General features: G+C 49.3%; 31 protein-coding genes and 1 other annotated feature. Of the genes, 28 read left to right on the top strand and 3 right to left on the bottom strand.

What is annotated here, in order from left to right; translation table 11 throughout:
- Positions 1-48: 48 nt before the first annotated feature.
- The 13 genes from mreC to pheA all read left to right on the top strand — a co-directional run bounded on the left by mreC (position 49) and on the right by pheA (position 9,016).
- Positions 49-942 carry a rod shape-determining protein MreC gene (gene mreC, locus BW952_RS03365; RefSeq protein WP_045849807.1) on the top strand — a complete coding sequence of 298 codons (894 nt, stop codon included), beginning with the start codon at positions 49-51 and terminating at the stop codon, positions 940-942.
- Entirely contained in the window at positions 939-1,451 is a 513-nt protein-coding gene (mreD, locus tag BW952_RS03360) for a rod shape-determining protein MreD (protein ID WP_045849806.1), read from the top strand. Before mreC ends, mreD begins: the two co-directional genes overlap by 4 nt.
- Positions 1,452-1,517: 66 nt before the next feature.
- Positions 1,518-2,195: a septum site-determining protein MinC gene (gene minC, locus BW952_RS03355; RefSeq protein ID WP_045849805.1), complete on the top strand. Its 678-nt coding sequence runs from the start codon at positions 1,518-1,520 to the stop codon at positions 2,193-2,195.
- A gap of 1 nt (position 2,196) precedes the next feature.
- Complete coding sequence (minD, locus tag BW952_RS03350) at positions 2,197-3,003, top strand: septum site-determining protein MinD (RefSeq protein WP_045849804.1); 807 nt, start codon at positions 2,197-2,199, stop codon at positions 3,001-3,003.
- A 292-nt stretch (positions 3,004-3,295) separates the two neighbouring features.
- On the top strand, positions 3,296-3,733 hold the full coding sequence (locus BW952_RS03345; RefSeq protein WP_139325408.1) for a hypothetical protein: 438 nt from the start codon (positions 3,296-3,298) through the stop codon (positions 3,731-3,733).
- A complete protein-coding gene (locus BW952_RS03340; RefSeq protein ID WP_045849802.1) occupies positions 3,726-4,550 on the top strand; it encodes a M50 family metallopeptidase in 825 nt (274 codons plus the stop codon). Before BW952_RS03345 ends, BW952_RS03340 begins: the two co-directional genes overlap by 8 nt.
- A 47-nt stretch (positions 4,551-4,597) precedes the next feature.
- Positions 4,598-4,671, top strand: a sequence feature (ribosomal protein L21 leader region).
- A 12-nt stretch (positions 4,672-4,683) separates the two neighbouring features.
- On the top strand, positions 4,684-4,992 hold the full coding sequence (rplU, locus tag BW952_RS03335; RefSeq protein WP_045849801.1) for a 50S ribosomal protein L21: 309 nt from the start codon (positions 4,684-4,686) through the stop codon (positions 4,990-4,992).
- Between the two features lie 12 nt (positions 4,993-5,004).
- Complete coding sequence (locus BW952_RS03330; RefSeq protein WP_045849800.1) at positions 5,005-5,337, top strand: ribosomal-processing cysteine protease Prp; 333 nt, start codon at positions 5,005-5,007, stop codon at positions 5,335-5,337.
- A gap of 13 nt (positions 5,338-5,350) precedes the next feature.
- Positions 5,351-5,635 carry a 50S ribosomal protein L27 gene (gene rpmA, locus BW952_RS03325; protein ID WP_045849799.1) on the top strand — a complete coding sequence of 95 codons (285 nt, stop codon included), beginning with the start codon at positions 5,351-5,353 and terminating at the stop codon, positions 5,633-5,635.
- Between the two features lie 158 nt (positions 5,636-5,793).
- Complete coding sequence (locus BW952_RS03320; protein WP_052698378.1) at positions 5,794-6,321, top strand: Spo0B C-terminal domain-containing protein; 528 nt, start codon at positions 5,794-5,796, stop codon at positions 6,319-6,321.
- A gap of 14 nt (positions 6,322-6,335) precedes the next feature.
- Positions 6,336-7,625 (top strand): GTPase ObgE, encoded by a 1,290-nt coding sequence (obgE, locus tag BW952_RS03315; protein ID WP_045849798.1) that lies wholly within the window; start codon positions 6,336-6,338, stop codon positions 7,623-7,625.
- A gap of 32 nt (positions 7,626-7,657) precedes the next feature.
- Positions 7,658-8,113: an ACT domain-containing protein gene (locus tag BW952_RS03310; RefSeq protein ID WP_045849797.1), complete on the top strand. Its 456-nt coding sequence runs from the start codon at positions 7,658-7,660 to the stop codon at positions 8,111-8,113.
- Positions 8,114-8,146: 33 nt separating this feature from the next.
- Positions 8,147-9,016 carry a prephenate dehydratase gene (gene pheA, locus BW952_RS03305; RefSeq protein ID WP_045849796.1) on the top strand — a complete coding sequence of 290 codons (870 nt, stop codon included), beginning with the start codon at positions 8,147-8,149 and terminating at the stop codon, positions 9,014-9,016.
- A gap of 31 nt (positions 9,017-9,047) precedes the next feature.
- Here the strand turns inward: pheA and BW952_RS03300 are convergent, their stop codons facing one another.
- Together BW952_RS03300 and BW952_RS03295 are read right to left on the bottom strand one after the other, a co-directional pair.
- On the bottom strand, positions 9,048-9,584 hold the full coding sequence (locus BW952_RS03300) for a transcription repressor NadR (RefSeq protein WP_045849795.1): 537 nt from the start codon (positions 9,582-9,584) through the stop codon (positions 9,048-9,050).
- A 23-nt stretch (positions 9,585-9,607) separates the two neighbouring features.
- On the bottom strand, positions 9,608-10,711 hold the full coding sequence (locus BW952_RS03295; protein WP_045849794.1) for an IscS subfamily cysteine desulfurase: 1,104 nt from the start codon (positions 10,709-10,711) through the stop codon (positions 9,608-9,610).
- Between the two features lie 98 nt (positions 10,712-10,809).
- On the opposite strand from BW952_RS03295, the gene nadB reads away from it, so the two are divergent.
- The 14 genes from nadB (at position 10,810) to yajC (ending at position 23,949) form a co-directional block, all read left to right on the top strand.
- On the top strand, positions 10,810-12,396 hold the full coding sequence (gene nadB, locus BW952_RS03290; protein WP_045849793.1) for an L-aspartate oxidase: 1,587 nt from the start codon (positions 10,810-10,812) through the stop codon (positions 12,394-12,396).
- On the top strand, positions 12,350-13,210 hold the full coding sequence (gene nadC / locus BW952_RS03285; RefSeq protein ID WP_045849792.1) for a carboxylating nicotinate-nucleotide diphosphorylase: 861 nt from the start codon (positions 12,350-12,352) through the stop codon (positions 13,208-13,210). Before nadB ends, nadC begins: the two co-directional genes overlap by 47 nt.
- The gene (gene nadA, locus BW952_RS03280) at positions 13,197-14,297 is read left to right on the top strand and encodes a quinolinate synthase NadA (RefSeq protein ID WP_045849791.1); all 1,101 of its coding nucleotides are present in this window, start codon (positions 13,197-13,199) and stop codon (positions 14,295-14,297) included. Before nadC ends, nadA begins: the two co-directional genes overlap by 14 nt.
- 65 nt (positions 14,298-14,362) lie before the next feature.
- The gene (safA, locus tag BW952_RS19760) at positions 14,363-14,848 is read left to right on the top strand and encodes a SafA/ExsA family spore coat assembly protein (RefSeq protein WP_052698377.1); all 486 of its coding nucleotides are present in this window, start codon (positions 14,363-14,365) and stop codon (positions 14,846-14,848) included.
- 233 nt (positions 14,849-15,081) lie between these two features.
- Positions 15,082-15,834, top strand: a complete 753-nt coding sequence (locus BW952_RS03270; RefSeq protein WP_045849839.1) for a DeoR/GlpR family DNA-binding transcription regulator — start codon at positions 15,082-15,084, stop codon at positions 15,832-15,834.
- Positions 15,831-16,757 carry a 1-phosphofructokinase gene (pfkB, locus tag BW952_RS03265; RefSeq protein ID WP_045849790.1) on the top strand — a complete coding sequence of 309 codons (927 nt, stop codon included), beginning with the start codon at positions 15,831-15,833 and terminating at the stop codon, positions 16,755-16,757. The genes BW952_RS03270 and pfkB overlap by 4 nt, the downstream gene beginning before the upstream one ends.
- 1 nt (position 16,758) lies before the next feature.
- Positions 16,759-18,630, top strand: a complete 1,872-nt coding sequence (locus BW952_RS03260) for a PTS fructose transporter subunit IIABC (RefSeq protein ID WP_045849789.1) — start codon at positions 16,759-16,761, stop codon at positions 18,628-18,630.
- Between the two features lie 97 nt (positions 18,631-18,727).
- Positions 18,728-19,537 (top strand): uroporphyrinogen-III synthase, encoded by an 810-nt coding sequence (locus BW952_RS03255; protein ID WP_045849788.1) that lies wholly within the window; start codon positions 18,728-18,730, stop codon positions 19,535-19,537.
- An 80-nt stretch (positions 19,538-19,617) separates the two neighbouring features.
- A complete protein-coding gene (gene ruvA / locus BW952_RS03250; protein ID WP_045849787.1) occupies positions 19,618-20,220 on the top strand; it encodes a Holliday junction branch migration protein RuvA in 603 nt (200 codons plus the stop codon).
- Between the two features lie 15 nt (positions 20,221-20,235).
- Complete coding sequence (gene ruvB / locus BW952_RS03245) at positions 20,236-21,240, top strand: Holliday junction branch migration DNA helicase RuvB (protein WP_045849786.1); 1,005 nt, start codon at positions 20,236-20,238, stop codon at positions 21,238-21,240.
- Entirely contained in the window at positions 21,237-21,443 is a 207-nt protein-coding gene (locus BW952_RS03240) for a DUF2905 domain-containing protein (RefSeq protein ID WP_045849785.1), read from the top strand. Before ruvB ends, BW952_RS03240 begins: the two co-directional genes overlap by 4 nt.
- A gap of 16 nt (positions 21,444-21,459) precedes the next feature.
- Positions 21,460-22,503 carry a tRNA preQ1(34) S-adenosylmethionine ribosyltransferase-isomerase QueA gene (queA, locus tag BW952_RS19200; protein WP_045849784.1) on the top strand — a complete coding sequence of 348 codons (1,044 nt, stop codon included), beginning with the start codon at positions 21,460-21,462 and terminating at the stop codon, positions 22,501-22,503.
- Positions 22,504-23,643 (top strand): tRNA guanosine(34) transglycosylase Tgt, encoded by a 1,140-nt coding sequence (gene tgt, locus BW952_RS19195; RefSeq protein ID WP_045849783.1) that lies wholly within the window; start codon positions 22,504-22,506, stop codon positions 23,641-23,643.
- 36 nt (positions 23,644-23,679) lie between these two features.
- A complete protein-coding gene (gene yajC, locus BW952_RS03230) occupies positions 23,680-23,949 on the top strand; it encodes a preprotein translocase subunit YajC (protein ID WP_045849782.1) in 270 nt (89 codons plus the stop codon).
- A 36-nt stretch (positions 23,950-23,985) separates the two neighbouring features.
- On the opposite strand, the gene spoVB is transcribed toward yajC, so the two are convergent.
- Positions 23,986-25,488 (bottom strand): stage V sporulation protein B, encoded by a 1,503-nt coding sequence (gene spoVB / locus BW952_RS03225; RefSeq protein WP_231581297.1) that lies wholly within the window; start codon positions 25,486-25,488, stop codon positions 23,986-23,988.
- Between the two features lie 111 nt (positions 25,489-25,599).
- Between spoVB and BW952_RS03220 the strand changes: the two genes are divergently transcribed.
- On the top strand, positions 25,600-25,914 hold the full coding sequence (locus BW952_RS03220; protein WP_045849780.1) for a post-transcriptional regulator: 315 nt from the start codon (positions 25,600-25,602) through the stop codon (positions 25,912-25,914).
- Positions 25,915-26,011 lie beyond the last annotated feature (97 nt).

Raw genomic sequence — 26,011 nt, 5'->3', positions numbered from 1 at the left:
TGGACCTGCCTCACCGTTTTGAATGCTTAGAAAACTGAGGTGGAATTCATGCCGCAACTTTTTACAAACAAGCGGTTGATTATATTGCTCGGCAGCATTATTTTGCTGGTCGCGATGATCGGCTTTTCCATGAGAGATCGCGACAACATTACCTGGCCGGAAAAGTTTGTGAAGGACGTAACGGGCTTTGGCCAAAATATTGTATCAAAGCCAGCGTCTGCTGTTGAATCTTTTTTCGACGACGTTCAGAGACTGCGCCATACATACGAAGAAAATGCAGAGCTGCGGTCGCATTTGGAAGAGCTTGCGCAATTGGAAAGTGATGTCACCCGTCTTGAAAAGGATAATGCGGAGCTGCGGAAGGTGCTGGAGAAAGAAGAAAGCCTGGCTGATTACGAGCCGGTGCAGGCAACGGTCATTGCACGTAACCCGGACCGCTGGTATGAGCTGATTACGATTGATCAAGGGGAGTCGAATGGCATTGCACCGGACATGGCCGTTATGACAGCCAGCGGTTTAGTCGGAAAGGTTCAAAGCACATCCAAGTTTACCTCGACGGTTCAGCTGCTTTCTGCGCATGATTCACAAAATCGTGTATCGGCTCTTATTCAAGGAGAGTCAACGGTTTACGGCTTAATTGAAGGCTATGATGAAGAAAAACGAATGCTTCAAATGACCAAAATACCATCGGATTCAACGGTGAAAAAAGGACAAGCTGTGACAACATCCGGTCTTGGCGGTGTCTTTCCGAAAGGACTTGTCATTGGAACGGTGACCGAGCTTGTGCCGGACGAATTTGGCCTGACGCAGACAGCACTTGTTCAGCCGGCGGCCAGCTTTTATGATCTTGAGCACGTCATGGTGTCAAAACGGGAAATGACCAGTGTGCTCCCGCAGGAAGAGGATCGCCAGCAAGTGCTTATTGAGGAGGAAGGGCTGTGAAAAAAGGACTTCTTCCTCTTTTGATGGTCATTCTGTTTTACAGCGACAGCGTTTTTATGCTCTTTTTTTCGGAGCAGGCCTTTGACGGTGCTTATACGCCTGTCCCCCGTTTTTTCCTGATCGGCCTTTTGATGATGGCTGTTTTTTTTGACAGGAATACAGCAATAAAATATGGCTTTTTCTTTGGCTTTTTATTTGATATGTTTTATACAGGACTTCTTGGCGCGTACTTCTTTTTCCTGCCGCTTCTTGTTTACATCACATCTAAATTGACCAAATGGCTGCACGGCACATTGCCTGTTCTGTTTATCATTATTCTTTTTGACGTGGCGCTGATTGAACTGATGATTTACGGATTAAATGTACTCGTTCAGCGGACGGCTGTTTCGTTTGAACAGTTTGCTTACGTAAGGCTTATCGCTGTGCTTGTGTTAAATGGCCTGTTTTATATGATCTTCGCGATTCCACTCCGGAACGCGTTCATCCACTTGAAAAAAGTGTTTGATTGACGCGGAAAAAAGGAATAGTGGAACGCGCTGTCGAATATTGAGACGTACAGAGGTGGGATACTTTCGATGAAACAAAGTCAAAACGTCGTCATTAAAGGGACGAAGGACGGTCTGACTCTTCAATTAAACGACAAATGTGCGTATAATGAATTAATAGAAGAATTAACGGAAAAGTTAGACGGCGTCGTACAGGATCAAGAAGATACATTGATTACCGTCACCGTGCAAACTGGCAACCGGTATGTTACAGAAGAAGAAAAAGAAGAGCTTCGCCAGCTGATCCGAAAGCATCGTCATCTCGTCGTGGAAGAAATTAAATCAAACGTCCTGACGATGGAGGAAGCGGTTCAGTGGAAGGAAGAAAATGAAATTGTTTCGTACGCGGGCCGCATTCGTTCCGGACAGGTGCTTGAAGTGCCGGGAGATCTTCTGCTGATCGGAGACGTGAATCCGGGCGGGTCTGTTTTGGCGGGTGGAAGCATTTTTGTCATGGGAAGCCTGAAGGGAATGGCGCATGCAGGCTGCTACGGCAATGATTCTGCTGTGATCGCTGCAGGAAAGATGATGCCCTCACAGCTGCGGATCAGCGATCATTTAACCCGTTCTCCGGACCGGTACGATGAGGAAGAACTGACAGAATCAGAATGCGCGTTTATAAACGAAGCACAACAATTGGTGATTGATCGTCTGCAAGTGCTGAAATACTTGCGGCCTGATTTATCGACGTTTAAAGGGGGCTTTTGAAGTGGGTGAAGCAATCGTCATTACTTCTGGAAAAGGCGGTGTCGGCAAAACAACGACCACCGCTAATCTCGGCACTGCGCTTGCATTGCAGGAGAAAAAAGTATGTCTTGTGGATACAGACATCGGGCTTCGCAATCTTGACGTTGTCATGGGGCTGGAAAACCGCATCATTTATGATCTCGTGGATGTGGTGGAGGAACGGTGCAAAACGCATCAGGCTCTTGTAAAGGACAAGCGTTTTAATGACCTTCTTTATTTGCTTCCGGCTGCCCAGACGACCGATAAGTCGGCTGTGCATCCTGAACAGATGAAGAAGCTGATTGATGAGCTGAAGCAGGATTACGATTACATTTTAATCGACTGCCCGGCCGGGATCGAGCAAGGCTATAAAAATGCGGTAGCTGGAGCGGATCGTGCCATCGTTGTGACGACACCGGAGAAATCATCCGTTCGCGATGCAGACCGCGTGATCGGCCTTTTGGAAAAAGAAGAAGGCATGGCACCGCCGAAGCTGATCGTAAACCGGATCCGCCATCATATGGTGAAGGATGGAGATATGCTCGACGTTGATGAAGTAGCCGCTCACTTATCGATTGAGCTGATTGGCATAGTAGCCGATGATGATGAAGTCATTAAATCGTCGCACAACGGCGAGCCTGTTGCTCACAATCCGAACAACCGTGCATCCATTGCTTACCGGAACATCGCGCGCCGTATCCTCGGTGAATCGGTTCCGCTGCAGCAGCTCGATCCTGTAAAAGAAACGTTCTTCACAAAATTCAAACGCTTTATCGGCATCGGCCGTTAAATTTCTGAAAACCGCTTTTATCGAAGCGGTTTTTTTGTTTGTTTGCTTGCTATCGTACGGCGCAATTATCAAGATTATTGCGCAATTATCTCCGGTACGGCGCAATTACAAGGATGTTGGCGCAATTGTCTCCAGTACGGCGCAATTCCGTGAGAATTGCGCCGTATTCGCCGTTATTGCGCCAAAAAATAGACTTTCTCCTTAATACAGGATGGTTTCTCCTTAAAATACCGCGATCAAAGTAGTTTTTTGGATGAGAGAACATATAAATGTACAGGTGGGAGGGATTCGTGTGATGAAAAAAGTGATCGCTTCTTTTGGCTTGTTTGCGTTTGTTTATTTTAATCAGCATACAGCGCTTGTCACCAGCGTTTTCGAACAGGATTTGCCGTTTGCCCTTTTCTCCTCAGCATATGAAGAACGATTTGGCCTGCTGCTGCCGGCCGTGGGGCGGACGAGCCAGGCGCCTTTGTCATACGTGAGCACAAACAGTCCGCTGGCAGCTGAGCAGGACGGCACAGTCATTCGAATCCTGGATGAGCATGTGGTTGTGCAGCAGGAGGACGGGACTGAAGTGGAAATACACGGCTTGAAAACCGGCTCGTACCGGTTATTCGAACGGATCAAAAAAGGGGAAATGATCGGTGATCCATCCGGCTCTGTCATCCAGTGGACCGAGCGGAAGGACGGTCAAATCATTTCATCCAGAACAGTGAATGTAAATGAATAATCCAGTGAAGGTTCACCCGTTAACGTGGCTGTTTGGTGCGGCTGCGGCATTGAATGGCCTGTTTTTAGAAGCGCTAACGATCGGTTTGATGCTGCTTATTCATGAGTCTGGCCATGCATTGGCTGCAAAAGCGATGGGCTGGCGAATTCAAAAGATGGAGCTGCTGCCGTTCGGCGGCAAGCTGGAGACAGATGAGCATGCGGGCAGGCCGGCTGGTGAAGAGTGGCTCGTTGTGCTCGCCGGACCGTTTATGCACGTGCCGATATTAATCACAATGATGGCTCTCCTTCACATGGACTGGATCGAGGCGTCGTTTTATGAATGGTGTTTTCAAATGAACGCTGTCCTTTTTTTGTTTAATTTACTTCCGGTGCTGCCGCTTGACGGGGGGAAAATGGTTCAGCTGCTTTTATGCGCCGGGCAGCCGTTTTTCCGCGCGTATAAATTGTCCATTTTTTTGTCCTTTACATCGCTTCTTTTCATCGTCGGCTTCGCAGCGCTGCTGCTGCCGTTTTACGCGCCCTTTTTCTTGACGATCTCCTATATCACCGTTCAGCTGCTTGTCATGTGGAAGGAAAAAGACGTGATGCTGATCCGCTTTTTGACCGCACGCTTTTATGAACCGAGATCACTAAAGCTGCTTGATGTGCCTCTTTCGAAAACAGAGCCCTTGCTCCAGGCTGTCCGGACGTTGAGAAGAAACCGGACGCATGTGTTTCAAATCAATTCACGCATTGAAGTAACAGAAGAACAGCTTCTTCACTCCTTTTTCAGTGGAAAAAAAGACGTTCAGGATATGATTGAAAATATCGATTGACAGGCTCCGTTAAAGGTGATAGAATTCATATGTTATTGTTTGTAGCACCCGTGCTACAACCGCACACAGCAGGTTTAAGTATCAGTCGATCACCTGTCACGTGGCGAGTCTGAGTAAACAGGGAGGTGCAGAAATGTACGCAATTATTGAAACAGGCGGCAAGCAGGTTAAAGTTGAAGAAGGTCAAGCAATCTACATCGAAAAATTGAACGCACAAGATGGTGACGCAGTCACTTTTGATAAAGTTCTTTTCGTTGGCGGCGACGACGTGAAAGTCGGAAGCCCGATCGTAGAAGGCGCAACGGTAACGGCGAAGGTCGAAAAGCAAGGACGCGCGAAGAAAATCGTCGTTTTTAAATTCAAAGCGAAGAAAAACTACCGCAAAAAGCAAGGACACCGTCAGCCTTACACAAAAGTAGTCATTGAAAAAATCAACGCATAAGGCGATGATCCAATGATTTATGTTGAGATTAACAAAAACGAGTCCGGCTTGATTACATCGTTTACGATGGAAGGCCATGCCGGCTATGATGAAAGCGGCAAAGACCTTGTTTGCGCCGGTGCTTCCGCCGTATCGTTCGGTTCTCTTAATGCAGTGATGGCGTTGACCGGTATTATCCCTGATATTGATCAAGGAGAAGACGGTGGACTGCTTTCCTGCCGGGTCCCGGATGGACTGCCGGAGGACAAGCGCGATCAAGTGCAGCTTTTACTCGAAGGCATGATTGTTTCGTTAAAAACGATTGAAGAAGAGTACGGACAGTATATTCAAATAAACATCCTGTAGGAGGTGAAAACACATGTTGAAATTAAATCTTCAATTTTTCGCATCCAAAAAAGGAGTAGGTTCTACAAAGAACGGACGTGACTCTGAGTCGAAACGCCTTGGCGCTAAACGTGCCGACGGCCAGTTCGTAACAGGTGGTTCTATCCTTTACCGTCAACGCGGTACGAAAATTCACCCGGGTGAAAACGTAGGACGCGGCGGCGATGATACATTGTTTGCGAAAACAGACGGTATCGTACGTTTCGAGCGCGTTGGACGCGATCGTAAAAAAGTAAGTGTGTATCCTGCTGCTCAATAAGCAGACAGTCGGATGGAGGCGTTCTGAAAGTCAACCTTTCGGAGCGCCTCTTTTTATTGTGTAATGAGCGATGTTTCACATTCAATACAGTCGTTTTTCTGCTATACTAACAGAAGGAATAGGATGTTCGGGATCGACCAGGAGGTGCAATCAGCCAGGTGAGAAAAGAAACTGAGTGGACGCTTGTAGAAACACTTCGTCATGCGCGTCATGACTGGATGAATGATATTCAGGTTGTCAAAGGGTATCTTGCTTTGAGTAAGCTTGATGAGGCAGCAAGAGCTGCGGATCATATTATTGTAAAAGCTGCGCAGGAATCCAAACTGTGCAATCTTGGCATGCCGGGGATGGCGGAGCTGTTTATCACCTTTAACTGGTCAAACCATCTGTTTCGACTGGAGTATGAGGTGGATGACGATGTGGCATCAGGCCTCGCTGACGATCAGCTGGTTCTGCGTTATTTCAGTCAGTTCTTTTCGTTGATTGAACGGCACATCGCAGAATATAAAGACCACCAGCTGTTTGTCCGTTTTTCAGAAGCGGACGATCAGCTTTTCGTCCGCATGGAGTGGATGGGCGCGCTGTCAGAACAGCCAGTGTTCATCGACCAAGCAGCCGCATTGAAACAGGAAAGTACGGTTACGGAAACAGAAGATTCGGAAATACTAATAGAAGCAACGTTTTAGGAGGAACAGACAATATGTTTGTAGATCAGGTAAAAATATATGTAAAAGGCGGAGACGGCGGAAATGGAATGGTCGCGTTTCGCCGCGAAAAATATGTGCCAAACGGCGGTCCTGCCGGTGGAGATGGCGGAAATGGCGCGAATGTGGTGTTTGAAGTGGAAGAAGGGCTTCGCACATTAATGGATTTCCGTTATCAGCGCCATTTTAAAGCGCCGCGCGGAGAGCATGGCATGAGCAAAAGCATGCACGGGCGCAATTCCAAGGATATGATTGTCAAGGTGCCGCCGGGAACGGTTGTCACTGACGACGAAACAGGCGCTGTTATTGCGGACCTTGTAGAGCACGGCCAGCAGGCGGTTATTGCTAAAGGTGGACGCGGTGGACGCGGCAACAGCCGTTTCGCAACGCCGGCCAACCCTGCTCCGGAAATTTCGGAAAATGGAGAGCCGGGAATTGAACGGAACGTGACACTGGAATTAAAGCTGTTAGCTGATGTGGGACTTGTTGGATTCCCGAGTGTAGGGAAATCAACTCTTTTATCCGTTATTACAGCCGCTAAGCCGAAAATTGCCGCTTATCATTTCACAACACTAGTGCCGAACCTCGGCATGGTGGAAACAGAAGATGGCCGCAGCTTCGTCATGGCCGATCTTCCTGGTCTTATTGAAGGTGCTCATGAAGGAACCGGCCTTGGCCATCAATTCCTTCGCCACATTGAGCGGACGCGGGTTATTGTGCACGTGCTGGATATGTCCGGTATGGAAGGGCGCGATCCTTATGAAGACTACGTCACGATCAATAATGAATTAAAAGAATACAACCTTCGTCTGACAGAGCGTCCGGAAATTATCGTGGCAAACAAAATGGATATGCCGGAAGCAGAAGAAAATCTGCAGGCGTTTAAAGAAAAAGTCGGATCTGACGCTGTGATCTTCCCGATTTCAGCCCTGACGAGAAGCGGTCTGCGTGATTTATTATTCGCGATTGCCGATAAAGTAGAAGAAACACCGGAATTCCCGCTTGAGCACGAGGAAGAGGATTTATCGGTCAACCGTGTTGTATACCGCCATGAAAAACAAGCGGCGGAATTTGTGATTACACGCGGTCCGGATGGTGCATTTGAGCTGACTGGCAGCAAAATTGAAAAGCTGTTTAAAATGACGGATTTCTCACGGGAACCATCGATTCAGCGCTTTGCACGCCAGCTTCGCACAATGGGTGTAGATGAAGCCCTGCGTGAGCGCGGAGCTGAAAATGGCGATATCGTTCGTCTGCTTGACTACGAATTTGAATTTGTCGACTAAAAGCTGTTGCGGCGGTTTGGAGGGGGAACGGCATGGGGAAAAAAGAGGAAAATGAAAAGTTTTATCTGGTCCGGGAGGATGTCCTTCCGGAGGCGATGAAAAAAACGCTTGACGCAAAAGAATTAATTGAACGGAAAAAAGCCGATTCTGTCTGGGAAGCGGTACAGAAAGTGGACTTGAGCCGCAGCGCTTTTTACAAATACCGGGATACGGTTTTTCCCTTTCATACAGTAGTCAAAGAGCGGATCATTACACTATTTTTTCATTTGGAAGACCGGTCGGGGACCCTGTCTGAACTGCTGGCGGTTGTAGCGGGCTGCGGCGGAAATGTGCTGACGATTCATCAGACCATTCCGCTGCAAGGCCGCGCCAACGTCACGCTTTCGTTGAATGTGACCGGCATGAAAACGGGGCTGGACGAGCTGTTAATGCGGCTGAAAAAACTTGAATTTGTCGATACGGTAGAAGTGCTCGGCTCGGGTGCTTAATCCGTTTGAATGAGAAGACTGGAGTGAACTGTTTTGAGAAATATTGCTTTTTTAGGACCGGCTGCGACCTTTACGGACATTGCCGTATCAGACGCATTTCCCCGCGATCATCGCATTCCCTGCGTAACCATTCCGGAATGCATGGATTATGTGCTGGAGGGAAAAGCGGATCTCGCGGTTGTTCCGATTGAAAATGCGCTTGAAGGCACCGTCAATATGACGATTGACCATTTGTTCCATGAAGCGGATTTAACGATCGTGGGCGAATTAACGGCGCCGATTCAGCAGCATTTGCTTGTTCATCCGGACAATGCCCACAGATGGAAGGAAGCGGAACGGGTTTTGTCACATCCGCATGCGATTGCGCAGTGCCATAAATTTTTAAACCGTCAGTTTTACCGCGTACCCTCTCAGCAAATGACATCAACAGCGGCAGCGGCCAAGTATGTAAGTGAGCATCCCGAGGAATGTATCGCAGCGATTGCGAATTCACTTTCTGCGGCGGAATACGGCTTGTTTACGGCTCAAACCGATATACATGATTATACGTTTAATCATACGCGTTTTTTGATTTTGTCGAAAACACATGAAGAATTAGCGCTGGACCTTCCGAAAATGGGCGGGAAAACAACCATTGTGGTCACTCTTCCGACGGACCGGCCGGGAACGCTTCATCAAGCGCTGGCGACCTTTGCGTGGCGAAATCTGAACCTTGCAAAAATTGAGTCCCGCCCGTTAAAAACGGGGCTTGGCAACTACTTTTTTATTATCGATGTCGCCCAGCGCATTGACGATGTGCTAGTTCCTGGTGCCTTTGCCGAAATGGAAGCGCTTGGCTGCAACGTGCAGGTTTTGGGCAGCTATTACGGCTATGAAGTTGGCCAAACCGCTGAAAAAGCATAAAAAAGAAGCTCTCGCCGAAGAGCTTCTTTTTTTATGCCTCTAGTAGAAATCCAGCTTCGCGCAGCGCTTGCTCGGCTTCATCAAGTGTTGCTTCGTCTTTGGCAGACAGCGTGTGCAAATGGACGCCCTCTGTCAGCTCTGACAAATAAGCGGCGTTTGTTTCGTTGACCTTTTCCAAAAAACGAAGGGCTTCTTTTCGGTTGGACACCATAATTGACGCTGTTAAATCCCCGTACACCGGATGTTCAATTTTCACATCCTTTACGAGGACGCCGAGGTCAACAAGGAGCAGCAGCTCTTCTTTTGTCCGGTCAGGCGGATGAAAGCAGGCGACAATTCGTTCAATGCTTGCTTCCTCCGGGGGTGTTGCGTACATATACCCCTGGCTGGTGGCGATAATCGGAACGCCCCGCGCCTTGAGAAGCGTTATATCTCCTACAATCACCTGGCGGCTGACGCGGGCCCGTTCGGCAAGATCTCCTCCCGTCAAGGGCATGTCCTCAGACTGGAGCCAGCTCAAAATTTGTGCCCGCCGCTCTTCTCCAATTAACTTCTTTTTATCTGTCATGACTCAAATCCCTCCACACGATATCATAGCATAACCGTCTGCCCGGCAATAGATAAAAGAGCCTGCCCGAGCCTGGCTGCTTCTGCTCTCGTCGTTTCAGGTCCAAATGAAATGCGGAAAAACTGGCGGGCTTCCTCCAGTGTCATTCCCATGGCAAGAGCGGCCTTCATGCCAGAGGCGGACGAGGCATCGCAAGCGCTCCCGGTTGAAATAAACATGTTCTGTGCATTTAAAGCAAGCATGACCAGCTGTCCTTCCATTCCAGGAATGCACAATCCAATGACCCCGGGATACTGGGCAGAAGAAGGGCCTTCAATCCACTTCACAGAAGAGCCGTCCAGCTGCTTTTTCAGCTCATTTCGAAGCACCCATAATGAATCTAAAGAAGGCGCTGTTTGAGCTGCTTCGGCAAAAGCCGCGATGGCCGGCGTATCAACCGTTCCGCCGCGAATACCCTTTTCGTGGGTTAAGCCGGGAAAAACGGGTGCAACAGCGTGATAAGGTGAAAGGTAAATGGCACCGCACCCTTTTGGCCCGCCCATTTTATGTGCGGAAAAGGTCATCGCGTCTGCCTGGATGGCGTGCAGCTGCAGCTTGCCAAAGGACTGAACACAATCCGTGTGAAATAAAATGCCTTCTTTTTTTGCTGCTGCCGCAATGGCTTCCACGGGCTGAATGGTACCGATTTCCGGATTGACGTGCTGAATACTAATTAAAGCGGTGTCAGGACGGATGGCATTTACAACGGAATCAACCGTTACAACTCCATGTTCATTCATCGGCAGCCTTGTGACATCAAATCCTTCCGACTCAAGCAGTGTCATGGCGGAATGAACAGACGTATGCTCGGCGGCAGACGTAATGATGTGCTTTTTGGTTCCTTTTCGTGCTAATGACAAAATCGCCAGCACATTTCCTTCTGTTCCGCTGCCGGTAAAATAAATGCCCTCTTTCAGCACACCGGCTCGTTCGGCAATTTTTTTCCGGCACTCTTCAAGCAATAAAGATGCGCGTGTTCCTTCATCATGTGGACTTGACGTATTGCCCCAGAAAAGCCGGGCTGCTTCGAGATACGTATCCAGTGCTTCTTTTTTCATTGGGGACGTGGCTGCATAGTCAAAATACATGGGCTTCCCTGCTTTCGTTGTCTTAAATTTTATTCTTGTCTTTCTGTTTATTTTATGTAAAGATAGGTGTCAAGACAACTGTAAAGTGAGGGGTGGCGATGAAAAATGGGTCACGTGCTGTCATTATCGGATCAGGAATTGCGGCATTACAGGCAGCAAGGCATTTAGCAGTGCATATGAATGTGATAGTTATCACAAAGGCGAGTGTGCGGCAAAGCAATTCTTATATGGCCCAGGGCGGTGTTGCAGCTGTTGTGTCGCCGCCCGATACATATGACGCTCATATGAGGGATACACTCGTTGCGGGAGAATTCCATCAGAATGCGGGCACGGTGAAGAATCTTGTGGTAGAAGGTGCAGCCGCGGTAGAGGAGCTGCTGAAAAAAGGGCTCCCGGCAGACCGGCAAAAGGATGGAACATTGTCGCTCGGGCTTGAAGGGGCCCATAGTATGAACAGAATTATTCATGCAGGAGGCGACGCAACGGGAAAGTGGACGGTTGAACACTTGATCTCCCTGCTTCCGCCGCAAGTGTCCATCCGCGAGCACGAAATGGCGTTTCAGCTCATTGTTAAGGATGGGACATGTACAGGGGTGAAAACAAAACAGGCAGGCGGACAAGTGTTTGAATATGAAGCCGATCATATTGTTCTCGCAACCGGGGGAGCCGGCTCTCTTTACTCCTTCACCTCCAATCAGGAAACGATTACCGGTGATGGCATTGCCCTTGCCTACCGGGCAGGAGCCGCGATTACCGATATGGAGTTTATGCAGTTTCATCCGACTCTTTTATACGTAAATGGCGCAACAAAGGGGCTCATTTCAGAGGCTGTCCGAGGAGCAGGCGCTGTTTTAGTGGATCAAGACGGCCGCCGCATCATGGCAGGCGTTCATCCACTGGAGGATTTGGCGCCTCGCCATGTGACCGCCTTTGAACTGTATAAAGCGCGGGCAAAAGGGAGCGAGGTGTATCTTGATATCTCGATGATTAACGAGTTTGACCAGACGTTTCCGACGATCGCGCGTCTCTGCCGTGAGAACGGAATAGAGGTGAAAAAGGGACGCATCCCGGTTGCACCGGGCAGTCATTTTTTAATGGGCGGCGTAAAAGCGGATTCGTGCGGCCGGACGTCGATTGAAGGGTTATACGCCATCGGTGAAACAGCCTGCACCGGTGTGCACGGTGCCAACCGGCTTGCGAGCAATTCTCTTCTGGAAGGCCTCGCATTCGGGAAGCGGTTTGCCCATGCAGTCGTGCACGCAGATCACGCAGCCCCCAAAAAAGAATCGCGGACGTTGCTGGCTGCGGCACCCATTCCTCCCCTTTTCGAACGCAAGGAACTGAAGGCGATGATGATGGAGTCAGCGGGAATCATTCGCTCAAAAGAAACACTTCAAGCGCTTGCCGACTGCTTGTGGCAGCCAGCGCAGACAAAAGGAGACATCAGCGGCTGGCCGGCTGAAAAAATCGAAAGCTTGTTTATGCATACAACCGCTTATTTAATGGCGGCATCTGCCCTGGCCAGAACCGAATCGCGTGGTGCCCATATTCGCGCAGATTATCCGCTGAAGCAGGACCAATGGGAGCAAACCTGGATCACGTTTGAAAAAGGACAGATGACAAAAAGGAGCGGGGACGATGAATGGACTGAAGCTGGACGAAGCGCTGAAAGCCTTTTTTATTGAAGACATTGGGGACCGGGATGTCACCGGAGAAAGTATTTTTACGGAGGAAGAATCCGGCCATTTTTCGTTTTATGCGAAGGAATCTGGCGTTTTTTGCGGGAAAATGATCATTGAAAGAGGGTTTCGCCTGATAGATGAGCAGGTTGCGGTTGAGGTGCTGAAAAGGGACGGAGATCGGATCGAATCAGGTGAGTGTCTAGCCCGGATCAACGGATCATACCGGTCACTGTTAGCCGGAGAGCGGGTCATTTTAAATATCGTTCAGCGCATGAGCGGCATTGCGACCGCAGCGGCGGAAGCAGTACAGGAAACTGCGGGTACGCAGGCACGCGTCTGTGATACGAGAAAAACGATGCCGGGGCTGCGTATGCTTGACAAATATGCAGTGCGGATCGGCGGTGCATTCAATCACCGGAACGGTCTGTACGATGCGGTTATGCTGAAGGACAATCACATCGCGTTTGCCGGCGGAATTGCACAGGCCGTTCAAAAAGCGCGCCACGCATGTGGGCACACTGTCAAAATAGAAGTGGAAATTGAATCCAAGGCACAGCTGGAGGAAGCGGTTGAAGCGGGTGCGGACATCATTATGTTTGACAATTGCTCGCCGGCGGATATTAAAGAATGGCTGCCAGTGGTCCCGCCGCACATCGCCACAGAAGCATCCGGCGGCATCCGGCTTGACAACCTGCGTGAGTACGCCGAAACAGGAATTGGCTGGATTTCACTTGGTGCGTTAACCCATTCCGTTCAAGCGCTCGATATTAGTGCGCGGGTGGAGATGAAAGGAGCTGTTTACCATGGCATTAACTGAATTAACAAAAGGAATGCTGCCGGATTTGTACCGTCAGATGACGAAGGAAGAAATGGAAGTGCGAGTGCAGGCGATTAAAAAGGAGCTCGGTACGGCTCTGTTTATTCCAGGACATCATTATCAGAAGGATGAAGTCATTCAATTTGCGGATGCCGTCGGGGACTCGCTTCAGCTGGCCCAGGTGTCCGCTGCCAATCAGCAGGCCGAGTATATCGTGTTCTGCGGCGTGCATTTTATGGCGGAAACAGCCGATATTTTAACGAATTCGAATCAGACGGTCTATTTGCCGGATATGCGTGCCGGCTGTTCAATGGCGGATATGGCGGATATTTATCAAACGGAGCGTGCGTGGACAGCGTTGCAGAAACTATTTGGCGATACGATGATTCCACTCACCTATGTGAATTCAACGGCTGCGATCAAGGCCTTTACCGGGCGCAATGGCGGTTCATGCGTGACTTCCTCCAATGCCCGCTCCATGGTCAAATGGGCGTTTGAAGAAAAGCCGCGCATTTTATTTTTGCCGGATCAGCATTTGGGTCGCAATACTGCTTTTGATTTAGGTGTCCCGCTTGATCACATGGCCGTCTGGAACCCGATTACAGACACACTCGAGTACGATGGATCGCTTGAAGACGTACAGGTGATTCTGTGGAAGGGTCATTGCTCGGTTCATGAAAACTTCACGGTTTCAAACATTGAAGAGCTGCGCCGGACGAGACCGGATGTAAAGATTATCGTTCATCCCGAGTGCCGCAGAGAAGTGGTCGCTCTTTCTGATGACAACGGGTCAACGAAATACATCATCGATACGATCGAACAAGCAGACCCGGGCACATCGTGGGCGGTCGGCACAGAAATGAACCTGGTAAAACGGATTATTCAGCAGCACCCGGACAAAGAAATTATGTCACTTAATCCGAATATGTGCCCTTGCTTAACGATGAACCGGATTGACCTTGCGCATTTGCTCTGGTCGCTTGAAACGATAATGGAAGGCGGTTCTGGCAACATCATTCAAGTAGAAGAAAAAACAGCACAGGAAGCAAAGCTGTCGCTGGACAGGATGCTGGCACGGGCCCGCTGATTTTTTCGCACAAAGAAAAACCGGGCGCATACAATATGGGTGAATGATCATTGAGGAGGGACACAATGAAAATCCATATTGTGCAGCGCGGTGACACACTTTGGTCTATTGCAGAAAAGCATCAAGTATCATTTGAAGAAGTGAAAAAGCTGAATGCCCACCTGGCGAACCCGGACATGATCGTACCGGGAATGAAAATCAAACTTCCGGACACCGCATCAGCAATGGAAAAGGGTCATCCTTACGCGGATCAAAAACCGTTCGCTTATCCACCAAAGATGGAGGAAGTAAAAGAAATGGAAGAGATGCCGCAGCCAGAATTTCAAATGCCGGAAAACTGGATGACGGAGCCTGTACCGGCACCGAAAGAAATGGAAGAGGACATGATGATGATGCCCTGCCCGCCAATGCCGTGCTACTTTTTCCCAATGCCTTACCCGATGCCCTACATGATGCCGATGATGCCGGACATGATGCAGGAAGCGGAAGAGATGGAAGAAGCAAAACAGCCGCCGCACATGATGCCGCGCTGCCCATATTGCCATCGGTGACGGAACGACGTGCAGAAATGCGCGTCTTTTTTTATGTGCCATGAAAAATAGATGGGTCTATTTACACTGTTTTAATAATTGAAAAGTTAGAAAAATCAGATGTTTTGTGACGATATAGCCACATTTGAAGGGTTTTTGAATGTTTTTGAATAAAAATGATTGAAAATGATTGTTTTTCTATGAAAGCGGTTGTATAATGAAAGCAACAAAAGAATAAAGGAGGGATGCAGCCAGTGTTGACCGAAGAACGTCATTTTACGATTTTAAACTTTTTAAAAGAAAAAGAAGCAGTAAAGATTCATGAATTAACCGAGGCTACAGGCGCTTCTGAATCGACGATCAGGCGAGACTTGACCGATTTAGAAGATGCGGGATTGCTCAGGCGTGTTCACGGCGGCGCGGCAAAAGTATCCAGAAAACGCATTGAACCGACAATGGGTGAAAAAAGCGCACGTTTTTCCGAAGAAAAACGCGCGGCTGGCCGGCTGGCTGCATCCTTCATTGAAGATGACGATTGTGTGTTTATTGATGCAGGTACAACAACTCTTGCTCTCATTCCTTATATTCAAGCAAAAAACATTGTAGCGGTGACGAACGGGTTTGATCATTTACGCCTTTTAGCAGAACGAGGCATTCAAGCGTATGGAACAGGCGGCATGCTGAAGCCGTCGACCGAAGCGTTAACGGGGACGGGAGCTGTTCACGGTCTTCAGCAATACTGGTTTGACAAAGCGTTTCTCGGTGTCAATGGCATTCATTTAAAAGCGGGCTACACAACGCCGGATCCAGAAGAAGCAGCCGTTAAGCGGGAAGCGTTAAAGCGTGCCCAGCAGCCGTTTATTCTGGCCGATGCATCGAAATTTCAGGAAAGCACGTTTACGCATATCGCGGATTTGGATGCGGCCGTTATTATTACGGGAAGAATTCCTGAGAAAACAAGACGGATGTTCGAGGAAGCAACGGACATCAAGGAGGCTTTATCATGATTTACACATGTACATTAAACCCGGCAGTTGACTATGTCGTGCGGGTAGAAGAATTTAACGCGGGCGGATTAAACCGGTCGGAAAGTGCAGATATGTACGCTGGAGGCAAAGGCATCAACGTATCACGTGTTTTAAAGCGTCTCGGCAGCGACACGTGCGCAATCGGCTTTGCCGGCGGCTTTACCGGTGAATTTATTAAAAACGAGCTGGATCGTGAAGGGGTCTTTCACCGCTTTACGAAAGTGGACGGTGTCACGCGCATTAACGTGAAGCTGAAATCAAGCACGGAAACGGAAATCAATGGTCCGGCACCCGCGATTTCAGATGAAGATGCTAATCGTCTTGTAAAGGTAACGAGTGAATTAACAGAACGTGACTGGCTTCACATTGGCGGAAGTGTCCCGTCTTCCCTGCCAGGCGACTTCGCGGGTACGCTCATTGACGCTGCGAGAAGCAAAGGAGCCCGAGTTGTCGTCGATACGAGCGGAGCGGCGCTCAAAGCACTTCTTCCGTACAACCCGTTTTTCATTAAGCCGAATCATCATGAGCTTGGTGAACTGTTTCAAACGGACATTCAGACGAAAGAGGAAGCAGCCGCCATTGCCCAACAATTGATTGATGACGGTACGGAAAACTTGATCGTCTCCATGGGGGGCGCCGGAGCCGTGTTCGTCAGCAAAGAAGGAGCTTATTTTGCCGAATCACCGAAAGGGACAGTGAAAAACACAGTCGGTGCCGGCGATTCGATGGTAGCTGCGTTTATGGCTAAAATTGACGCAGGCTTACAACCGCATGAAGCGTTTCACTGGGCTGTTGCGGCAGGCAGTGCGACTGCTTTTTCCGATGATCTGTGCACGAAAGAAGAAGTAGAAGAAGTGTACAAGCGTGTGAGCGTTAGAAAAGCAGAACAGGAGGGAAAATAACATGAGAATTACAGACTTGTTGAAAAAAGACACGATTATCATGGATTTGTCTGCAGCAGATAAGGCTTCTGTGATCGATGAATTAGTAGCGAAGCTCGACCAGGCCGGGCGGTTAAACGACCGGGCAGCTTATAAAGAAGCGATTTTAGCGCGTGAAGCGCAAAGCACAACCGGTGTAGGGGAAGGCATTGCGATTCCTCATGCGAAAACAGCCGCTGTAAAAACACCTGCTGTTGCTTTTGGCCGTGCGAAAAACGGCATTGACTACGAAGCACTGGATGGGCAGCCATCGAATTTGTTTTTCATGATTGCAGCTCCAGACGGCGCAAACGAAGCGCATTTAGAAACGCTCTCCAGCCTGTCAGGATTTCTTATGGACCCGGCATTCCGCGACGTGCTTTTGAATGCACGGACCGAACAGGATATTATCGATGCGTTTGAATCACGGGAAGATGCACCGGCAGAAGAAGAAACGGCTGCACCAGCTCAAGCGGGCGCGCCATCGGTTCTCGCTGTCACAGCTTGTCCGACTGGAATTGCCCACACCTACATGGCGGCAGACGCGCTAAAAGCAAAAGCAAAAGAAAAAGGCATTAACTTTAAAGTCGAAACAAACGGCTCAAGCGGCGTGAAAAACGCGTTGACAGACGCGGAAATCGCCAATGCGACAGCGATCATCGTCGCAGCGGACAAACAGGTAGAAATGGAGCGCTTTAAAGGCAAGCACGTGATCCAGGTGCCGGTTGCACAAGGGATTCGGAATCCGGATGGACTGCTCGACCGGGCTGTAAAGCAGGACGCGCCTGTATTCCAGGGCGGGGGCGGATCGTCTTCTTCATCTGACAGCGGCTCTGCAGGAAACGCATTTTACAAACACTTAATGAGCGGTGTATCCGCTATGCTGCCACTTGTTGTCGGCGGCGGGATTTTGATCGCAATTTCCTTTTTCTTCGGCATTGACGCAGTAAACCCGGATGACCCGTCCTTTAATCCGTTTGCGAAAGCATTGATGGATATTGGCGGCGGCAGCGCATTTGCTCTGATGATTCCAGTGTTAGCCGGCTTTATTGCCATGAGTATTGCGGATCGTCCTGGTCTTGCTCCTGGTTTGGTTGGCGGTATTTTGGCCGCAAACGGCGGTTCCGGATTCCTTGGCGGCTTGATCGCCGGTTTCCTTGCAGGTTATGCAGTCGTTGGATTGAAAAAGCTGTTTGCCGGTCTTCCACAGGCACTAGATGGCATTAAGCCGGTTCTGCTGTATCCGTTATTCGGTATTTTCATTACCGGTATGGCCATGATTTATGTCATCAATGGTCCAGTCAGTGCGTTAAACACTTGGTTAGTCGATGCCCTTGGCGGCATGGGGACAAGCAACCTCGTTCTTCTTGGTGTGATTTTAGGTGGTATGATGGCCGTTGATATGGGCGGTCCGGTTAACAAAGCAGCCTTTACATTTGGGATTGCCATGATTGATGCTGGCAACTTTGCCCCGCACGCAGCGGTAATGGCAGGCGGCATGGTTCCGCCACTTGGCATCGCTCTTGCTACAACGTTCTTTAAAAACCGCTTCACAACGCAGGAACGTGACGCAGGAAAAACCAACTATATTATGGGTGCATCGTTTATTACAGAAGGTGCCATTCCATTTGCAGCAAAAGATCCAGCGCGCGTTATTCCAGCAGCAATTGCCGGTTCAGCGGTAGCAGGTGCGCTGACAATGATCTTCGGCGTGAAGCTTCCAGCTCCACACGGCGGTATCTTCGTTTTCCCAATCGTTGAAGGAAGCGCCCTTTTATACTTGGTAGCCGTTCTCGCAGGTGCAGCTGTTACAGCGGTACTGCTCGGCTTCTTGAAAAAACCAATTAAATCGTAACGTATTGAGGCGGCTCAACCATGTTGAGCCGTCTTTTCTATGGAAAAAAGAGTGTGAAAAAGATAGTATAAAAAGAAAAGAGAAACGGGGAGATGGAATGGGGAACTTGAACGGGAAGCGGATTGCGATTACAGGGTCGCGCAAAATGATGGAAATGGGCATGATGGTGGTTAAAAAAGGCGGAGAAGCAGTGGAACGGCCGCTGCAGGAAACAATAAAGTGTTCAGCAGAAGACATGAAGCCCGCGATTGACTCGTACATTGCAAATGGAGCCGACTGGACCGTTTTTACAACCGGCATCGGTGCGGCGGCGGTTTTTGAAGCAGCAGAAGAGCTGGGATTAGCTGAACCCTTCCATAAAGCCGCTGCCGCCTCGAATATTGCTACTCGAGGCTATAAAACAGTTCAGGAGCTGAAAAAGGTCGGACTTGTGCCTTTCCTGGGAGATGGCGATGGAACGAATGCCGGTCTTTTGGCTGCGTTTGAAGAAACGGATTTGTCAGGTCAGCGGGTTTTCCTGCAGCTCCACGGAGAACCGGTGCCGGCGCTTGAAAACGGCTTTACTCATAAAGGAGCGGAATTAACCTACATCCTGCCGTATAAAACAACCGTCCCGCAGCCGGATATGGTCACTGCACTCGTTCATGAAGTGTTAGACGGCGAAATCGATGCGGTGTTGTTTACAGCTACGCCGCAAGTCCGGGTCTTGTTTCAGGAAGCTGAAAAGCTCGGTGCCACCGGCCGGCTGGCGGAGGCTTTTAATACAAAAGCCGTAGCTGGTTCTGTCGGCAAAGTCACGACGGGCACGCTTCACGAATACGGCGTAACGCGTGTCGTTGCCCCTGAACATGAACGGATGGGTGCACTCGTTGTAGCCGTGGATGATTATTTTAAATCGCATGAATGACCTGAGAACGGATGTTTTGTTTTGAGGGAAGCTGTGATATGATACAATGGATGAACTGTGTTTAAAAGGAGAGCGACCATTTGTACGAATATATTAAAGGAACGGTTACATTCATTGGACCGGAATACATTGTGCTGGAGAACAGCGGGATTGGCTACCGCGTGTTAACGCCGAATCCGTTTGCTTTTGTGAAAACAGAACAGCAGGTGTTTGTGTATCAGCATGTCCGTGAAGATGCACACGTACTGTTCGGGTTTGCGACAGCTGAAGAAAAGCGGCTGTTTGAAAAGCTGATCAGCGTGTCCGGCATCGGTCCTAAGGGAGCGCTGGCCGTACTTGCATCCGGTACGCCTTCACACGTTGTAGAAGCTATCGAACGTGAGGATGAATCGTATTTAATTAAGTTCCCGGGCATCGGAAAAAAAACAGCACGACAAATGATTTTAGATTTAAAAGGCAAGCTTGAGCATGTGGCGGGCGATCCGTTTTCCGGCTTGTTTGCAGAAGATAAAGAAGAGCCGGCACCGTCCGAAAATACAGAGCTTAGCGAGGCGCTGCTGGCGCTGGAGGCACTTGGCTATTCAGCCCGTGAAATCAAGCGTATTTCGAGCCGTCTTGAAAAAGAAGAAAAACGGTCCACGGATGAATACATTCGCAAAGGGCTGCAGCTGCTGCTCGGGTAAAGGAAGGTGGATAAATTGGACGAAAATCGTGTAGTATCCGGCAGTGCCGGTGCGGATGAGCGGTTTGAAGAACAGTCGCTCCGGCCACAAACCCTGCGTCAATATATCGGCCAGGACCAGGTAAAGCAAAACCTGTCCATTTTTATTGAAGCGGCGTTAAAGCGGGAAGAAACGCTTGACCATGTGCTGCTTTACGGACCGCCGGGGCTCGGGAAAACGACGATGGCCGCGGTGATTGCGAATGAGATGGGCGCAGGCTTCCGGACGACATCTGGCCCTGCTATTGAACGGCCCGGCGATTTGGCCGCTGTTTTAACGGCGCTTGCACCGGGAGATGTGTTGTTCATTGATGAAATTCACCGGCTGCCCCGTTCTATTGAAGAGGTACTGTATCCAGCCATGGAGGATTTCTGTCTGGATATTGTGATCGGCAAAGGGCCGGAAGCACGGTCCGTCCGGCTGGATCTGCCGCCTTTTACGCTCATTGGCGCCACAACCAGGGCAGGTGCGCTGTCGGCTCCGCTGCGTGACCGGTTCGGCGTTCATTCGCGATTGGAATATTATACGGCCGAGCAGCTGAAGGAAGTGGTGCTGCGGACGTCGGATATATTTGGAACAGCCATTGATCCGGAGGGGGCCGAGGAGCTTGCACGGCGGTCACGGGGAACACCCCGGATTGCGAACCGGCTGTTAAAGCGCGTGCGCGATTATGCAGAAGTTCGCGGCGAAGGCCATATTACGATCGAAAAAGCGAACGAAGCACTGGAGCTTTTGCAGGTCGACCGCCTCGGCCTTGATCACATTGACCATAAGCTTTTGACGACGATCCTGACCCGTTTTACAGGCGGACCTGTTGGCCTTGATACACTGGCTGCAAGCATCGGTGAAGAATCAACAACGATTGAGGATGTTTATGAGCCGTATTTGCTTCAAATTGGCTTTTTGCAGCGGACACCGCGCGGGCGTATGGCGCTTCCTGCCGCGTATGAGCATTTGGGGATCGAGGTGCCGAACCGATGACAGGAATCGGCAAACTTTTGATGCTTGGCGGTGCTGTGCTGTTTGTTCTCGGTGTACTTGTTCAGTTTACAAAGCTCGGCAGGCTTCCGGGCGATATTGTCATTAAAAAAGAAAATGCAACTTTTTATTTTCCGATTGTCACGTCGATTGTGGCCAGTGTGGTCCTGTCGATTCTTTTTTATGTGATCGGAAAATGGAAATAAATTCGAGGTGTACGAAATGAAAGTAGAGGATTTTAATTTTAATTTACCGGAAGAGCTGATCGCCCAAGCGCCTTTAAAAGAGCGTGCGGAAAGCCGGCTGATGGTGCTCGATAAGAAGGACGGGGCGATCACACACGCTTCTTTTAAAGACATTACCCGCTACTTAAAGCCGGGTGATTTGCTCGTGTTAAATGATACAAAGGTGCTGCCGGCGAGACTTCATGGTGTAAAAGAAGAAACAGGCGCGAACATTGAAGTGCTGCTTCTGAAGCAGGAAGAAACGGATGTTTGGGAAACACTCGTGAAGCCGGCGAAGCGCATCAAGGAAGGCAGCATCATTTCTTTTGGTGATGGGAAGCTTAAAGCGGTCTGCACCGGTGAAAAAGAGCAGGGCGGCCGCATGCTCCGCTTTCAGTATGAAGGGATTTTTTATGAGGTGCTGGAAGAGCTTGGCGAAATGCCGCTGCCGCCGTATATTAAAGAGCAGCTTGAGGAAAAAGAACGCTATCAAACCGTTTACGCAAAAGAACGCGGATCGGCTGCGGCACCGACAGCAGGTCTTCATTTCACCGATGCGCTGCTCAGTGAGTTAAAGGAGCGCGGCATCCGGATCGAGTTTATTACGCTGCACGTCGGCCTTGGCACATTCCGACCTGTCTCCGTTGATTCAATCGAAGACCATGATATGCATGCCGAGTTTTACACGATTTCTAAACAGACAGAAGAAGCGATTCAAGAAACGAAGCAGCAGGGCGGCCGTGTCATTGCTGTCGGCACTACCTCGGTTCGCACACTTGAAACGGCTGCACGGGATCATGGCACGGTCAAGGAATCAAGCGGGTGGACCGATATTTTTATTTATCCTGGTTTTCAATTTGGCGCCATTGACGGCATGATTACGAATTTTCACCTGCCAAAGTCAACACTGATTATGTTGATCAGTGCACTCGCGGGACAGAAACAGGTTCTGGCAGCTTATGAAGAAGCCGTGAAAGAACAGTACCGCTTTTTCAGCTTTGGCGACGCAATGCTTATTATGGATACGAAAGGCGGCAAGTAAATGACGGCCATTAAATATGAATTAATTAAAACATGTAAACAAACCGGTGCGCGTCTCGGGCGTGTGCACACACCACACGGCAGCTTTGAAACACCTGTATTTATGCCGGTCGGCACGCTTGCGACTGTGAAAACGATGGCACCGGAAGACATTAAGGCGATGGGTGCCAATATTTTATTAAGCAACACCTACCACTTATGGCTGCGTCCTGGCCATGATATTGTCAAGGAAGCAGGCGGCCTTCATAAATTCATGAACTGGGATGGGGCCATTTTAACGGATTCCGGCGGCTTTCAAGTCTTTTCTTTAAGCGAATTCCGTAAAATTGAAGAAGAAGGCGTTCATTTCCGCAACCATATTAACGGCGACAAGCTGTTTTTATCACCGGAAAAAGCGATGGACATTCAAAATGCGCTCGGGTCAGATATTATGATGGCGTTTGACGAATGCCCGCCTTATCCAGCTGAATACGACTATATGAAAAAATCGGTTGAACGTACGTCCCGCTGGGCAGAGCGGTGCTTAACGGCCCATAAGCGTCCTGAAGACCAAGGGCTGTTCGGCATTGTACAGGGTGGAGAATACGAAGAGCTTCGCAAGCAAAGCGCTCGCGACCTCGTGTCACTTGATTTCCCTGGCTATGCAATTGGCGGTCTGTCTGTCGGTGAGCCGAAAGATGTGATGAACCGCGTGCTTGATTTTACGACGCCGCATTTGCCGTCTGACAAGCCGCGTTATTTAATGGGCGTTGGATCGCCTGATTCATTAATTGACGGAGCGATGCGCGGTGTGGACATGTTTGACTGCGTGCTGCCGACGCGAATTGCCCGGAATGGGACACTGATGACCAGCGAAGGCCGTCTTGTCGTGAAAAACGCAAAGTATGCGCGTGATTTCGGTCCGCTTGATCCGAATTGCGACTGCTATACGTGCAAAAATTATTCGCGTGCTTACATTCGCCACCTGCTTCATTGCAATGAAACGTTTGGAATTCGACTTACGACTTACCATAACCTTCATTTTCTGATAAACTTAATGGAAAACGTACGTCAAGCGATCCGAGAGGACCGGCTTGGTGATTTCCGCGAGGAGTTCTTTGAGCAATACGGGTTTAACCGACCGGATGCAAAAAACTTTTGACGTTGTTCTGTTTTTGGAAAGGAGTGAAGAAATAGAATGGAAGCTTTAGCACAATTTCTCCCGCTGATTGTCATGTTTGCGTTGTTTTATTTCCTGTTGATCCGTCCGCAGCGAAAACGCCAGCGTACAGTAATGGAAATGCAAAACAACTTGCAAAAAGGTGATAAAATCGTCACGATCGGCGGCCTACATGGCATGATCGAATCATCTGATGAAACGACGATTACAATCGTTGTCGGCGATGGCACACGCCTGACATTCGACCGTTCAGCGGTACGTGATGTCGTCGATAAAGGCACTTTATAAAATGAAGAAATCCTCCGAATCATCGGGGGATTTTTTTTAATGTCTCCAAAAAAGGAACAGGGAAGCGTCCCTTTTGGTCAAAATGCCGAGCACAACCGCACCGGCTGCATAAACGAGCAGACAGCCTGTTATGCCGCCGCCTAAATACAGAGCGGTATTGCGCTCGAGAAAAGGAAGAAACTGCTGGGCAGCCAGAAAGGTAAACGTAAGCAGCAACGCCACCTTTGCATATAAGCCGTACTGCAAACGAAACGGAACTGCCCTCAGCATCGACGCTGTGTGAAGAAGGGTCACGAGTGTAATGCTGGCCGCAATCGCGATGGCTGTGCCGCGTATACCGAATAAAGGCTGGCTGGAAAGCAGAAAGATAATTGATAATTTAATGGCTGCTCCGTAAAAGCTGTTCAGCATGGCTGCACGGGACAAATTCAGCGCCTGCAGAACGGCTTGCAGAGGACCCTGACAGTAATACAGCAGGAAAAAGGGCGCCATCAGCTGAATTAAATCCGCCCCCTTTTTCGTATGATACATGACGAGCATCAGCGTGTCGGAAAAAAGAAAAAGCACAATGACAGCAAAGCCCCCTGAAAACAAGCAAAACCGGATCGACTCGTTGATCCGCAGAGCAATACGGCTCAGCTGTTTTCGGCTGAACGCTTCGCTAATATCCGGGACGAGAGACGAGGAAAGAGCGACCGTTAAAAATGAAGGCAAAAACATGAGCGGCAGGGCATAGCCGGTTAAAATGCCGTATTCCTTCATCGCTTCGTTTGATGCAAGACCTGCGATAGCAAGGCTTTTGACCACCACAATCGGCTCTAAAAACCAGGCACCGGAGCCGATTAACCGGCTGCCGACTGCCGGAAGCGCCGTTTCAGACAGCTCTTTTGAAAGCGCCCGGCTCGTCCGCCTGCCGGGCCACTTGCGTATCTTTTTCCACTCGGAACGGAAAGCGGCGGAAAGATACAAAAGCGAAGCAAGCTCGCCGGCTGAAGCGGCTGCCATTGCTCCAGCGGCGGCATATTCAATTCCGTACGGGACAAGCATTCGCCCGGTAAAAAGAATAAGCCCAATCCGGACAATCTGTTCAATGAGCTGAGAGATAGCGGCGGGCTTCATGTTCATCCTTCCGTGCAGATAGCCCCTCATAATGGAGGAAACCGCAATGATCGGAATAGAGGGGGCGATGGCATACAGCGGCAGTGCAGCCCGCGGGTCATGAAACAGGCTCTCAGCTAAATACGGCGCAAGAATACATAAAAGCGGCGTGAAAAGAGCGGACAAAGAAACCGTAATGAAAAGTGTCGTACATAAAATGTGTTTTCGCTGTGTATTGTTTTCGGCTGCAGCAACACTTCTGGTTACGGCAACCGGCAGCCCGAACTGAACGGCTGTCACAATTAAAATAAACGTCGGGAACACAGCCATATACAGCCCCACGCCTTCTTCGCCAATAAACCGGGCGATCACCATGCGGTTAATAAAACCGAGAATTTTCACAAGGAAAATGGCGCCGGCCAGCCACATCGTTCCTTTCATAAATGACGACAACCTGCCACCGTCCTTTTTTGAAAAAAGTAATTGTACAGAAAATATTGTATAATGAGGTATATGTCAGAAAAGGGACGAGCATGACAGGGGGCTTTGACAATGGAAAATCATCCATACGCTGTACATTACGAACGACTGCTGCCGGCATTAATCAGTAAAGTGGAAGAATTTAGACTGTATGGATATGATTCAGCGAATGTTTCAACGCTCTGGGAATGCCTGCTGAAAAAGAAGTGGAAAAAAACAGATGAAGAGCGGACATTCGCTCGTCTGGTGGGGGACATTTTATCGGTGAAGCCCGGTGATTATATGAATTATACACAGGTGGCTGCGTTTAAAACGCCTCAGTGGGGAGCGCCGTTATCAGATGACGAACTTGACGCTTTATTCGACCGTCCGAAAGACCGTGAGTAAATTGACAGTCTGTTTTTTCTCATTCATAATGGGTATTGCTGAGGAATTCTGGTATTCGTTACCGGAATTTTTTTTATCAACTGGTTTTTTACATACA

Source organism: Domibacillus enclensis (genome assembly GCF_900156125.1).
Lineage (GTDB): Bacteria > Bacillota > Bacilli > Bacillales > Domibacillaceae > Domibacillus > Domibacillus enclensis.
Note: the sequence above shows the minus strand (reverse complement) of the source record. Positions and strands in the feature narration are given on the sequence as shown.

What these genes read in the sequence shown, in the direction of transcription:
- nadC (WP_045849792.1), top strand. Translation starts at nt 12,350, where the DNA reads ATGAATGGACTGAAGCTGGACGAAGCGCTGAAAGCCTTTTTTATTGAA.
- BW952_RS03330 (WP_045849800.1), top strand. Translation starts at nt 5,005, where the DNA reads ATGATTTATGTTGAGATTAACAAAAACGAGTCCGGCTTGATTACATCG.
- obgE (WP_045849798.1), top strand. Translation starts at nt 6,336, where the DNA reads ATGTTTGTAGATCAGGTAAAAATATATGTAAAAGGCGGAGACGGCGGA.
- BW952_RS03295 (WP_045849794.1), bottom strand. Translation starts at nt 10,711, where the DNA reads ATGTATTTTGACTATGCAGCCACGTCCCCAATGAAAAAAGAAGCACTG.
- pfkB (WP_045849790.1), top strand. Translation starts at nt 15,831, where the DNA reads ATGATTTACACATGTACATTAAACCCGGCAGTTGACTATGTCGTGCGG.
- BW952_RS03310 (WP_045849797.1), top strand. Translation starts at nt 7,658, where the DNA reads ATGGGGAAAAAAGAGGAAAATGAAAAGTTTTATCTGGTCCGGGAGGAT.
- yajC (WP_045849782.1), top strand. Translation starts at nt 23,680, where the DNA reads ATGGAAGCTTTAGCACAATTTCTCCCGCTGATTGTCATGTTTGCGTTG.
- minC (WP_045849805.1), top strand. Translation starts at nt 1,518, where the DNA reads ATGAAACAAAGTCAAAACGTCGTCATTAAAGGGACGAAGGACGGTCTG.
- BW952_RS03240 (WP_045849785.1), top strand. Translation starts at nt 21,237, where the DNA reads ATGACAGGAATCGGCAAACTTTTGATGCTTGGCGGTGCTGTGCTGTTT.
- BW952_RS03255 (WP_045849788.1), top strand. Translation starts at nt 18,728, where the DNA reads ATGGGGAACTTGAACGGGAAGCGGATTGCGATTACAGGGTCGCGCAAA.
- safA (WP_052698377.1), top strand. Translation starts at nt 14,363, where the DNA reads ATGAAAATCCATATTGTGCAGCGCGGTGACACACTTTGGTCTATTGCA.
- BW952_RS03260 (WP_045849789.1), top strand. Translation starts at nt 16,759, where the DNA reads ATGAGAATTACAGACTTGTTGAAAAAAGACACGATTATCATGGATTTG.
- spoVB (WP_231581297.1), bottom strand. Translation starts at nt 25,488, where the DNA reads ATGAAAGGAACGATGTGGCTGGCCGGCGCCATTTTCCTTGTGAAAATT.
- mreC (WP_045849807.1), top strand. Translation starts at nt 49, where the DNA reads ATGCCGCAACTTTTTACAAACAAGCGGTTGATTATATTGCTCGGCAGC.
- BW952_RS03220 (WP_045849780.1), top strand. Translation starts at nt 25,600, where the DNA reads ATGGAAAATCATCCATACGCTGTACATTACGAACGACTGCTGCCGGCA.
- nadB (WP_045849793.1), top strand. Translation starts at nt 10,810, where the DNA reads ATGAAAAATGGGTCACGTGCTGTCATTATCGGATCAGGAATTGCGGCA.
- queA (WP_045849784.1), top strand. Translation starts at nt 21,460, where the DNA reads ATGAAAGTAGAGGATTTTAATTTTAATTTACCGGAAGAGCTGATCGCC.
- BW952_RS03300 (WP_045849795.1), bottom strand. Translation starts at nt 9,584, where the DNA reads ATGACAGATAAAAAGAAGTTAATTGGAGAAGAGCGGCGGGCACAAATT.
- BW952_RS03340 (WP_045849802.1), top strand. Translation starts at nt 3,726, where the DNA reads ATGAATAATCCAGTGAAGGTTCACCCGTTAACGTGGCTGTTTGGTGCG.
- tgt (WP_045849783.1), top strand. Translation starts at nt 22,504, where the DNA reads ATGACGGCCATTAAATATGAATTAATTAAAACATGTAAACAAACCGGT.
- rpmA (WP_045849799.1), top strand. Translation starts at nt 5,351, where the DNA reads ATGTTGAAATTAAATCTTCAATTTTTCGCATCCAAAAAAGGAGTAGGT.
- nadA (WP_045849791.1), top strand. Translation starts at nt 13,197, where the DNA reads ATGGCATTAACTGAATTAACAAAAGGAATGCTGCCGGATTTGTACCGT.
- rplU (WP_045849801.1), top strand. Translation starts at nt 4,684, where the DNA reads ATGTACGCAATTATTGAAACAGGCGGCAAGCAGGTTAAAGTTGAAGAA.